This is a genomic window from Sandarakinorhabdus sp. (genome assembly GCF_031422795.1).
Lineage (GTDB): Bacteria > Pseudomonadota > Alphaproteobacteria > Sphingomonadales > Sphingomonadaceae > Sandarakinorhabdus.
This window is the reverse complement of the sequence record NZ_JANPML010000207.1, coordinates 1-11,304: the sequence shown is the minus strand read 5'-3', so window position 1 is coordinate 11,304 and position 11,304 is coordinate 1. Positions and strand designations below refer to the sequence as shown.

Below are 11,304 nucleotides of genomic sequence, written 5' to 3'. Positions count from 1 at the left end.
TAGGCGGCGGAGCGCTGATAAATCGCCCGGTTCAGGCCCAGCTGCGTGCGGATGCCGCGCGGGGTGAGCGCAAATCCGAGCTTGTCCTTGTCAGCCAGAACCGCTTCCACGGCGGTTTCGGAAACGCTGCCGGTGCCGTGCAGATCGACGTGGATCGACAGCGGCGCGGCGACGCCGATGGCATAGCTCAGCTGGATGGTGCAGCGCTTGGCCAGACCGGCAGCCACGATATTCTTGGCGAGGTAACGGCAGACATAGGCGGCCGAACGGTCAACCTTGGTCGGATCCTTGCCGCTGAAAGCGCCGCCGCCGTGCGGGGCGGCACCGCCATAGGTATCAACGATGATCTTGCGGCCCGTCACCCCGGCGTCACCATCAGGGCCACCGATTTCGAACTTGCCGGTGGGGTTGAGGTGCAAAACCGTCTCGGCGCTGAGGAAGCTGGCCGGCAGCACTTTGGCCAGCACGCCCTTCACATAGGTTTCCAGTTCAGCGAACTTGGCGGCATCACCGCCGGTTTCGCCGTCCTTTTCCCACGGCTTGCAATAATCCGGCGCATGCTGGGTCGAAACGACGATGGCGATGGCCGCCACCGGTACTTCGTTTTCGTACCGCAGGGTCACCTGGCTCTTGGCGTCCGGCTCCAGGAACGGCGCGACGCCGCTGTGACGGTCATCCGCCATCTGTTTGAGGATGCGGTGCGAATAATACAGCGTCGCCGGCATCAGATCCGGGGTTTCATCGGTGGCATAGCCGAACATGATGCCCTGATCGCCGGCGCCTTCATCCTTGTTGCCGCTGGCGTCCACACCCTGCGCGATGTCCGACGACTGCGGATGCAGATGGTTTTCAAAGGTCAGATTCTGCCAGTGGAAGCCCGACTGTTCATAGCCGATGCGCTTCACCGTCTCACGTACGGCGCGCTGGATTTCTTCCTGTGCGCCCGGTTCCCAATTGCCGGCGGTATCGATCATGCCGCGGCCGCGCACTTCGCCGGCCAGCACGACCCGGTTGGTGGTGGTCAGCGTTTCGCAGGCCACGCGCGCTTCGGGATCCTTGCCAAGGAACAGATCGACCACGGCATCGGAGATCTGATCCGCCACCTTGTCGGGATGGCCTTCGGACACGGATTCAGAGGTGAAGATGAAGCTGCTGCGAGTCATGGCGATCAGGCCCTACTGGTAAAGAAGAGCCGTCATACGCACGCCAATCAGCGCGCGCAAGTCACATAACGAAATCTTTATATGATTAATCGATCTCGTTCATACCGTGATGGTGCGCATCGGTCGCGGCGGCGGCGTTGGGCGGTGTCGTTCCAGCAGATGGCCCAGCAGCGCGAGGAATGCTGCAATCACCACCACGGGGTACAGGCCCAGCCGGGTAAACAGGCTTTCCGGCTGCGGCGGCGGCAGGCTGGTGATGATACTGCCGGCCGCACCCTGATCCATCGACACGCGCACCCGGCCAAAACCGTCGACCACGGCGCTGATGCCGGTGGGCGTGGCGCGGGCAACGGGCAGCCGTTCTTCGATGGCACGCAGCCGCGATTGTGCCAGATGCTGCGGCGATCCCCAGGCGCCGAACCAGGCATCGTTGGAGACATTGGCAATCCAGCCCGGCCGATTGCTGTTGTCTGTCACCGCTTGCGGGAAGGCAATTTCGTAACAGATCATCGGCGACACGCTGGTAAAGCCCGGCAGCGCCAGTGTGCGCGGGCCGGGGCCGGGGGCAAAATCAAAATCGCCGGGCACCAGCCGGGCAAGGCCCAGCGGCTCCAGCAACTCGCGCAGCGGCACATATTCGCCCAGCGGCACCAGATGCGCCTTGTCGAATCGGCCAACGATGCGGCCCCCGTTGCCGCCGCCACCGCCCGATATGGCAAACAATGTGTTGGCATAGCGCGCGCTGCCGTCGCGGTTCCGGCTGACGCCTGTGCCGCCGGCCAGCAGCATGTCGGCTCGGCCAATGGCGCTTGTGATGCGCGCCAACGCGGCCGGATCGGTTTCGATCAGATCGTCGATGGCGCCTTCCGGCCACAATATCAGCGTCGGCTTGCGGGGCAGCAACGCGGTGCCGCCGCCGGCTGCTTCGGGGGTGGGCGCGGCCAGGCCAGGCGCCACCTTGTTGCGGAATTCGCCGGTCACCTTTTCGTCGCTTGGCGGCAGCGGCGAATCCACGCCTTCGGTTTCGGTCAACGTGCGCCGCGCCACTTCGGCGCTTTCGATCACCGGACGTCCGGCCTGCGCCACTTCATCCAGCGCAGCGCGGGTAAGGCGGATATAGGTTGCCCGATGGCGATCGGCGGCCGCCGCGTCATAGCGTTCATCCTGGCCGATGCCGGGCTGCACGATCACCAGCGGCGTACCGATGAATTCAGTTTCGGTGATCATGCTGTTGCCCAGCAGCGCCAGCACGCCGGTTCCGGCCAGCGTGGCCAGGCCTGCCGCGCGCCAGCGCCCGGCGCCCTGCACGGCCCAAACCAGCGCCACGCCGCAGGCCAGCGCCAGCATCGAAAGCCCGGCGCTGCCCACCACCGATGCCAGCTGCGCCACCGGCGTTTCCAGCCAGATCGCCCCGATCGGGTTCCAGGCAAAGCCGGTGAGCAGCGTGCCGCGCAACCACTCGGCCAGTGGCCACAGCGCCACCAGCCACAGCGCGCGTGCCGTCGGCTTTTTCGCCAGCCGCGCCGCCAGCCCGGCCGGCAGCGCCACGAACAGCGCCAGATACATCGACAGGCCCACCACGGCGACCCAGCCCAGTTCGGCGGGCATCTTGGCCTGGAAGGTGAAGGCGGTGGCGATCCAGTTCAGCGATACGGCAAACATGGCGGTGCCAAACAGCCAGCCCCGCCCGGCTGCCGCCCAGCCACTGCCTGCCCCGGTCACCAGATGCACCAGCAAGGCCAGGCCGATCACGCCCAGCGGCCATAGATTGAGCGGCGCAAACGCCAGCGCGGTGGCGCCGCCGGCGGCAAGTGCGATAATCAGATTGCGAAGACCCTGCATGGCTGCCGCTGGTAGCCGGCTGCCACGCCCAAGGCCAGTGGCCTTTTGATGATGGCAGCAGCGCGGTGCTGCCGCCGCATTTCGGGATTGGCACAGCGTGCCGCGCCGTGCCACACAGGCCGGCAATGGTCGCCCGCCCGCCTGTCGCACCCCAAACGGATCTGGCTTTGGCACTTTCGGGTGTCACGCTGGCGCTGGGCGGCCATCAGGTGCTGGCCGGTATTGATCTGGCGGTGCCGCAAGGACAGTTCGTGGCGTTGGTCGGCGCATCCGGCGCGGGCAAATCCAGCCTGCTGCGCCTGATCAACCGCATGCTGGAGCCTGATAGCGGCCAGGTGCGCGTGCACGGCGCCGATATCGCCGGCGCTGATCCGATGCAGTTGCGGCGCGGTATCGGCTATGCCGTGCAGGGCGGCGGGCTGTTCCCGCACTGGACCGTGGCCGACAATATCGCCGCGGTACCATGGCTGCTGGGCTGGAAAAAGCCGCAGCGTATGGCCCGCGCCGCCGAACTGATGGCCATGCTGGAACTGCCGCCACATCTGGCGACGCGTTTTCCCGGCGAGCTTTCGGGCGGGCAGGCGAGCCGGGTGGGCCTGGCGCGGGCGCTGGCGGTGAGCCCCAAGCTGCTGCTGCTGGATGAACCGTTCGGGGCGCTTGATCCCGACACGCGCGATGAACTGGGCGATCGCCTGCTGGCGCTGCACCGGGCGCAGGGGCTGACCACGGTGCTGGTCACCCACGATCTGGCCGATGCGCTGCTGCGCGCGGATGTGATGGTGGTGCTGGATAGCGGGCGCATCGTCGCTTGTGGCCCGCCTGCCCAGGTCGCGGCCGATCCGCACCCGGCGGTGCAGAATCTGGTGGCAACACCATTGGCGCAGGCGCGCGCGTTGTCGTTCCTTGGGGCGGGAATGGGCCCCAATTCATGACGATCGCCGGCTGGGAAACCCTGCCATCGGCGCTGGCCGCGCATCTGGCGATCAGTGCGGCCGCGCTGGCTCTGGCGCTGCTGGTGGCGACGCCATTGGTGCTGTTGATGCCGGGCCGCCCGTGGTTGCGGCGCATGGTGATGGGGCTGGCCAGCGTGGTGCAAACCGTGCCGGCATTGGCGCTGCTGGCGCTATTCTTCCCGCTGCTCGTGCTGTTCCGCAATCTGACCGGCCTGCCGGTGCCGTCGCTGGGCCTGTTGCCGTCGCTGCTGGCGCTGGCGCTCTATGCCCTGCTGCCGTTGCTGCGCGGCGGTGCGGGCGGGTTGGCCGCCGTGCCCGATAGTGTGAGCGATGCCGCCCGCGCCATTGGCATGAGCCCGGCGCAGCGCCTGTTCCATGTCGAATTGTCGTTGGCGGCGCCGGTGGTGATGGGCGGCGTGCGCACAGCGGCGGTATGGACCATTGGTGCCGCCACGCTGGCCACCATGGTGGGCCAGGAAAGCCTGGGCGATCTGATCTTTGCCGGGCTGCAGCTGCAGGATTGGAAACAGGTGCTGCTCGGCTGCTTTGCGGCGGCGACCCTGGCGCTGGTTGCCGATGGTGCGCTGGGCTGGGTTCAGGCCGGTATCGCGCAGCGCCGGCTGGCACCGGCGGCCAAGGGCCTGGCGCTGCTGGTGCTGCTCAGCCTGGGCGTGACCGGCTGGTGGCTGAACAGCCGCCCGGATACCACTGCGCGCCCGGTGCTGATCGGCACCAAGACCTTTTCCGAACAATATATCCTGGCCGAACTGATCGCGGCCGATCTCAAACACGATGGGGTTGCCACCGGCGTGCGCTCCGGGCTCGGTTCGGGCATCGCCTTCAAGAGCCTGGCAGCCGGCGGCATCGACATCAGTATCGATTATACCGGCACATTGTGGACCCAGGCGCTGGAACGCACCGATGTGGTGCCGCGCGAACAGATGCTGCCCATCGTCACCCGCGAATTGAAGGCGCGGTACGGCGTGACCGTGGCGGCGCGGCTGGGGTTTGAAAACGCCTATGCGCTGGCGATGCGCCGCGCCGACGCAACCAGACTGGGCGTGCGCAACATTTCCGATCTGGCCCGCGTCTCGGGCAAATTGAAGCTGGCCACCGATCTGGAATTTCTGTCGCGCAGCGAATGGGCTGGCTTGCGCCAATCCTATGGGCTGCAGTTTGCCAGCATGCGCGCCTTCACGCCGGTGCTGATGGTGGCGGCGCTCAAGGACGGTGCTGCAGACGTCATCACGGCCTATAGCAGCGATGGCGCGCTGGCCGGGGCTGATATCGTGCTGCTCATCGACGATCGCGCGGCGCTGCCGGCCTATGATGCGCTGTTGCTGGTGGCGCCGGGTCGTGACGATCTGGTCAGGCGGCTGGCGCGTTATGAGGGCCGTATTTCGGTGGACAAGATGCGTGTCGCCAATTGGCAGGCTGATCGCCCAGCCAACAAGCGCAGCCCGGTTGAAGCCGCGCAATGGCTGGCAAAGGAAACCGGCTTGCAGCGATGATCCAGCCGGGCCAAGCTGCGACCATGAAAAAGCTCCTCCTTGCCCTGTTGTTGCTCATCGCTGCGCCGGTATTTGCCGGAGCGCCAGCTGACCTCCACGCGCTGTTTGGCGATTGGCGACGCTTCCATGCCGGAGCGGGCGGGGTGCCCGATTACACGCCGCCCGCCGTCGCCGCCCGCGCCGAAGCGCTGAAGGGCTTCGAGGCGAAACTGGCCGCCATCGACACCAAGGGCTGGAGCGCCGCCGACAAGGTGGATTGGCAATTGGTGCAAGCCGAAATGAACGGCCTGAAGTTTGATCTGGAAGTGGCCCGGCCATGGCTGCGCGATCCGGCCTGGTATCTCAGCCTGTGGGGCGCCCAGAGCGACACGCCCGATCATGAAGGCCCTGTCCACGCCGCGCCAATCGAACTGTGGCGTTACACATTCCCCTTGAGCAAGCCCGACGCCGCCAGACTGGCCGGCGAACTGGCGCATATCCCGCCACTGCTGGCCCAGGCGCGCGGCAATCTGACCGGCAATGCGGCCGATCTGTGGAATGCCAGCCCGGTGACGCTCGCCGAACAGGAAGCGGCGCTGGTCGGCCTTGCCGCCAAGGTGAAAGGCGACCGCGTGGCTGAACGCCGCGTTGCCGAGGCACTGACAGCGACGCGCGAATTCATCGCCTGGGTGAAGGCCGAAGCGCCGAAGAAAACCGGGCCTTCCGGGGTCGGCATCGAAGCCTACAACTGGTATCTGAAATATGTGCAGCTTTCGCCCTACACGTGGGAACAGGAAGTCGCGATCCTGAGCCGCGAACTGGCCCGCGCCCACGCCGGCCTGCGGCTGGAGGAAAATCTCCACAAGACAATGCCGCAGCTGTCCATGCCGGCCAATCAGGCCGAATGGGAGGCCAAGAGCCTGGCCGACATCGACCATTTCATCAGCTTCATGGACAAGACCGGCGTCGCCACCATCCAGCCCTACATGCAGCCGGAACTGGCCAAGCGCATCGGCAAGTGGGTGCCGCCCGAACAGCAGAATTTCTTCCACATCGCCCAGGGCCGCGCCCCCAACAGCCTGTTCGCGCATTTCTACCACTGGTGGGATCTGGCCGAGATGGTGGTGGCACCGCACCCCTCGCCGATCCGGCGCGGGCCGCTGCTCTATAACATCTGGGTCAGCCGCGCTGAAGGCAACGCCACGGCGATGGAAGCCATGATGCTGGATGCCGGCCTGTTCGACAACAAGCCGCGGACGCGCGAAGTGGTGTGGATCATGCAGGCCCAGCGCGCCGCGCGCGGGCTGGCCTCGCTCTACGCCCAGGCCAACCAGATCGATCTGAAGGCGGCGATGGCGATGCAGGTCAATCGCACGCCCAACGGCTGGATGAGCCCCGATCTGCCGCTGCTCGGCTTTGAACAGTCGCTCTATCTGCGCCAGGTCGGCTATGGCCCCAGCTACATCACCGGCAAGGCCCAGATCGAACAATTGTTCGCCGAAGTGGCCGAACAGGAACGCGCCGGCCTGCCCGGCGGCACCTTTACAGTGAAGGGCTTTTACGACCGGCTGGGCGGCTACGGCATGATCCCGGTGAGCCTGATTCGCGAGCAGTGGCTGGGTGTGCCCGTCGGCAAGTAGAGCGTGTACACCAACGTCTCAGTGAGAAGCATTCAGAGGTGCCTCCGGCGGCCAGGGGCTGAGCCCCTGGACCCGCTTTCGTTGGGGTGCGCCCAGCGGCGAAACTTGGGCATAGAGGGCGGACAAACAATTGGGTGCAGGCCTCAGGCCTGCCCGCCGGAGGCTCTGCTCGCCTGTTCTTCAACCCTGGTACTACTTCGGCGCCCTCGGGATCAGCATCAACTGCGTCTGCCGGCCATCGATCCAGCGGAAGCTGCTGCCGTTCCAGAAACCATCCACTTCCAGCGGGAAGCGCACTTCGGCATTGCTCCATTCCGGCACCTTGGCCACCGCCGCCAGTTCGATTGACCAGGCCGTGTCGGGATAGATGCGATAGTCACCGCGGCCGGGAATGGGGTTCTGATGTTCCCAATTGCCGATCCATGGTCCGGCGCCGTGGCCGTGGGTGCCGATGCTGTGGGTGTAGATGATCGGGTTGGTGCCGGCCGCAATCGCCTTCTGGCGCGCGGCCATCAGCACTTCGTTGCCGGTGGCGCCGGTTTTGAAGCTGGCAATCAGCGCATCCTGCACTTTGTTTGCCGCCGCCATGCCGGCTTTCAGCCCGGCCGGCGCGTCGGTTTCGCCGGGGCGCAGCACATAGGCCAGTTGCTGCGTATCGGTCTTCAGCCCCAGCATGCCGGCGCAGAAATCGACGTGCAGCAGATCGCCGGGCATGATCACCGGGTTTTCCGGCAGCGTCTGCCGGCCCGGCACGATGCCTGGGGCGTTGGCGCGCTGCACCGTCACCGAAGGCTGGCACCAGGCATCCTGGCGCAGATCGGCCAGCCGTTCGCGATACCACCACACCACATCCTGGGTGGTGGTGACGCCCGGCGTGATCACCTTTTCCGACAGGCCTTCGGGGATCAGCGCGTGGGCGACGCGCATGATGCCGTTATACACGTCCATATCTTCGGGTGTGCGGGTTTCGAGCACGCCCAGCGCCAGGCGTTCGTGGCTTTCCAGCTTGCTCGCCGCCGGGCCCAGCGCGGTCAGCAACTGGCGATGCTCGCCAGCTGAAAGCCCGTTGGCCAGCGCGAAATCCGGGCTGATATTGATGGCGATGCGTTTTGGGTTACGTTCGGCGATCAGTTGCGCGACGCGGCCCCATTGTTCGGGCTGGGCTTCCGGATCCCAGGCCGCCGGGAACAGATCGCCCACCGGATAGCGCGCCACCGCCAGCCGTTCGACGCCCATTTGCGGGCCCCCATTCGCTGATCTATCGAAGAAGATCAGCACCATGCGCCGCCGGGCCGAGGCCCAGGTGGCCGGCAGCATCGTCTTCACCACCGGGTCTTCATTATATTCCGAAGCGACCAGAACCCACATGTCCACGCCCACTTCGCGCATGATCTTGGGCACCACCGTATCGAGCCGCGCCCGCACCAGCCGATCCTGCGCCGCCACCCGATCGCGCAACGACGGCACGGCGGGCCGCTGATAATCCTGCGCGGCAGCAGTGCCCGAGCCTGAAAATGTTGCGGTTGCCAGCAGCAATGCAGTGAACAGCGTCTTCATGCCCGTCTCCCCTTGTTGCGAAGGGTTTAGGACATGCGGCGGGGCTTGTCAGCCCGGCTCAATGATGAAGGAGGGCGCCAGCCGCGGCGCGAAGTTTCGGGGGGTGGTGCTGCCGGGGAGGATTGAACTCCCGACCTCAGCCTTACCAAGGATGCGCTCTACCACTGAGCTACGGCAGCACGGCCCCGCGAACCCGCGTTGCAGCGGGAAGCGGCCCTATGGCCAAGCCCTTCCATACTGTCAAGCGCTGACGGGCGCGGCAGGTTCGGCTATGGGGCGAAACATGACCAAGGAAACCGAAGCACAGGCAAAGGCGCGTGCCGAACGACTGGCCGCAGCGCTGCGAGCGAATCTGCGCAAACGCAAGGGGCTGGGCGATCGTGCCGATCCACTCGTGGATCAGCACCCGCCAAGCAATCTCGGCGATCCGGCGCGCAACCAGCATCCTGCCAAGGATGACAGCGCCGATTAGGCCTTGGCGGCCAGCGCCTTGGCCACGGCTGCCTGCACTTCCGGCGAAGTTGGCGTGGACTTGCTGCCGAACGCGGCAATCAGGCGGCCATCCTTGCCGATCAGATATTTGTGGAAATTCCACTGCGGCGTGTTGGTTTCGCCCAGCGTGTTGGCGGCCCATTTGTAAAGCGGGATGGCCTTGGCGCCTTTCACCACGGCCTTTTCGGTCATCGGGAACTTGATGCCGAACTTGCTCTCGCAGAACTGCTTCACTTCGGCGTTGCTGCCATATTCCTGACCGCCGAAATCGCCCGACGGCACGCCAACCACGGTGAAGCCCTTGGCCTTGTAGCTTTCGTGCAGGGCCTGCAGGCCTTCATATTGCGGGGTGTAGCCGCACATCGACGCGGTGTTGACCAGCAGCACCACCTTGCCCTTGTACTGCGCCATCGGCATCGGCTTGCCGTCGATGGTCTTCACGGTGAACTGGTGCAGGCTTTGCGGCGCGCCAGAGTCCTTTGGCGAGGCGGCCACCAATGCGGTGAGTGCGGCGGCGGCGAGGGTGATGTGCTTCAACATGTGGAGACTCCAATCCATGATCTGGGGCTGCGATACCATGTCGGCGCGCCGCCGCGAAGGTGAAGGGTGACGCAGGGGTTCAGAGCGGCGCGCAGGCCTGTTCCAGCCAGTTCTGTTCCGCCGCATTGGTCAACAGCGGGCCGATTTCGGCGGCGACGCGGGCGTGATAGGCGTTCCACCAGTCGCGTTCTTCGGCGGTGAGCAGCGAAACATCCACCAGCCGGCGGTCGATCGGGGCCAGCGTCAGCTCCTTGAAGCCCATGATCTCACGCTCGGCGCCTTCTGCACTGCGGCGTTCCACCAGCACCAGATTTTCGATGCGGATGCCGTATTCGCCCTGCTTGTAATAACCCGGCTCGTTGGAAAGGATCATGCCGGCCTGCAGCGGTTCATCATTGCCGGGCTGTGCCGACCACGCCGCCGCGATGCGCTGCGGGCCTTCGTGGACGGATAGATAGCTGCCCACGCCGTGGCCGGTGCCGTGGTTGTAATCGAGGCCAGCGCTCCACAGATGCTGGCGGGCCAGCGCATCCAGTTGCACGCCCTTGGTGCCGGCCGGGAAGATGGCGCGGGCCAGCGCGATATGGCCCTTCAACACGCGGGTGAAGCGATCCTGCATTTCCGGGCTGGGCGTGCCAACGATCAGCGTGCGGGTCACATCGGTGGTGCCGTCGCGATACTGGCCGCCCGAATCGACCAGATAGATGCTGTCGCGGTTGATCGGCAGGTTGGTCTCATCACTCACCCGGTAATGCGGCAGCGCGGCGTTGGGGCCGGCGGCCGAAATCGTGTCGAACGACAGATCTTCCAGGCTGTTGGTTTCGGCGCGGAACTGGCGCAACCGTGTCGCGGCATTGAGTTCATCCAGCCCGCCCTTGGGGGCTTCATGGTCGAACCAGGCCAGGAAGCGCGTCAGCGCCGCGCCGTCGCGGACGTGGGCGGCCACCGTGCCAGCGATTTCGGTGCTGTTCTTCACGGCGCGCGGCAGCACAGTCGGATCGCGGGCTTCGACGATGCGGGCGCCGCCGGTTTCCAGCGCGTTGAAGATGGCCGCGACGCAGCTTTGCGGATCCACCACCACCGTCTGCCCGGTCATCGCTTTCAGCGCTTCGGCAAAGCTGTCCCGCGGTTGGCAGCGCACGGCGTCACCCAGATGGGCGCGCACGGCCGGCGTGATTTTTTCGGGCGCGGTGAACAGATCAACCGAACCATCCTTGTGGGCCACGACGAACGCCAAAGCGACCGGCGTGCGCGAGACATCCTTGCCACGGATGTTAAGCAGCCAGGCAATCGAATCGAGCGCGGCAATAACAACGGCATCGGCCCCCTTGCCGGCCAGCCATGCGGCCACGTCGCCTCGTTTTTCATTGTGGGCCCGGCCAGCGAATTGATCATCATGCACTTCCAGCGGCGCCAGGGACGGCGCCGCGCGATCGGTCCACACCGTGTCGATCGGATTGTGCCGCACCGCCACCAGTTCGGCGGCGCGCGCCGTCAACAGCTTGGCGGCCTGCTTGGCCCAGGCGCTGGTGTGCAGCCACGGATCATAGCCGATGCGCTGGCCGGCGCTGGCGGTTTCGCCCAGCCACTGCGCGGCGCTGGTTTGCGGCACGTCTTCATAGGCGAA

At 65.8% G+C, this 11,304-nt stretch carries 9 protein-coding genes and 1 tRNA gene; 4 read left to right on the top strand and 6 right to left on the bottom strand.

Annotated features, from left to right (window positions below; all coding sequences use genetic code 11):
- A partial coding sequence (metK, locus tag RMO81_RS07945) for a methionine adenosyltransferase (RefSeq protein WP_310475289.1) occupies positions 1–1,163 on the bottom strand: 1,163 nt, incomplete at its 3' end.
- Positions 1,164–1,262: 99 nt separating this feature from the next.
- Entirely contained in the window at positions 1,263–3,005 is a 1,743-nt protein-coding gene (lnt, locus tag RMO81_RS07940; RefSeq protein WP_310475288.1) for an apolipoprotein N-acyltransferase, read from the bottom strand.
- Positions 3,006–3,130: 125 nt separating this feature from the next.
- Here lnt and RMO81_RS07935 point away from each other — a divergent pair, with 125 nt between their 5' ends.
- The 3 genes from RMO81_RS07935 to RMO81_RS07925 are packed head-to-tail and all read left to right on the top strand — an operon-like array spanning position 3,131 to position 7,088.
- Entirely contained in the window at positions 3,131–3,937 is an 807-nt protein-coding gene (locus RMO81_RS07935; protein ID WP_310475287.1) for an ATP-binding cassette domain-containing protein, read from the top strand.
- The gene (locus RMO81_RS07930) at positions 3,934–5,469 is read left to right on the top strand and encodes a glycine betaine ABC transporter substrate-binding protein (RefSeq protein WP_310475286.1); all 1,536 of its coding nucleotides are present in this window, start codon (positions 3,934–3,936) and stop codon (positions 5,467–5,469) included. Before RMO81_RS07935 ends, RMO81_RS07930 begins: the two co-directional genes overlap by 4 nt.
- 23 nt (positions 5,470–5,492) lie before the next feature.
- Positions 5,493–7,088, top strand: a complete 1,596-nt coding sequence (locus tag RMO81_RS07925) for a DUF885 family protein (RefSeq protein WP_310475285.1) — start codon at positions 5,493–5,495, stop codon at positions 7,086–7,088.
- 192 nt (positions 7,089–7,280) lie between these two features.
- Here the strand turns inward: RMO81_RS07925 and RMO81_RS07920 are convergent, their stop codons facing one another.
- The gene (locus RMO81_RS07920) at positions 7,281–8,645 is read right to left on the bottom strand and encodes a M24 family metallopeptidase (RefSeq protein WP_310475284.1); all 1,365 of its coding nucleotides are present in this window, start codon (positions 8,643–8,645) and stop codon (positions 7,281–7,283) included.
- Between the two features lie 104 nt (positions 8,646–8,749).
- A tRNA-Thr gene (locus RMO81_RS07915) sits at positions 8,750–8,824 on the bottom strand.
- A gap of 104 nt (positions 8,825–8,928) precedes the next feature.
- Here RMO81_RS07915 and RMO81_RS07910 point away from each other — a divergent pair.
- Entirely contained in the window at positions 8,929–9,117 is a 189-nt protein-coding gene (locus RMO81_RS07910; protein WP_310475283.1) for a hypothetical protein, read from the top strand.
- Here the strand turns inward: RMO81_RS07910 and RMO81_RS07905 are convergent.
- Complete coding sequence (locus RMO81_RS07905; RefSeq protein WP_310475282.1) at positions 9,114–9,695, bottom strand: glutathione peroxidase; 582 nt, start codon at positions 9,693–9,695, stop codon at positions 9,114–9,116. The genes RMO81_RS07910 and RMO81_RS07905 overlap by 4 nt on opposite strands.
- Before the next feature lie 61 nt (positions 9,696–9,756).
- The coding region (locus tag RMO81_RS07900) for an aminopeptidase family protein P (protein ID WP_310475281.1) at positions 9,757–11,304 on the bottom strand (1,548 nt) is incomplete at its 5' end.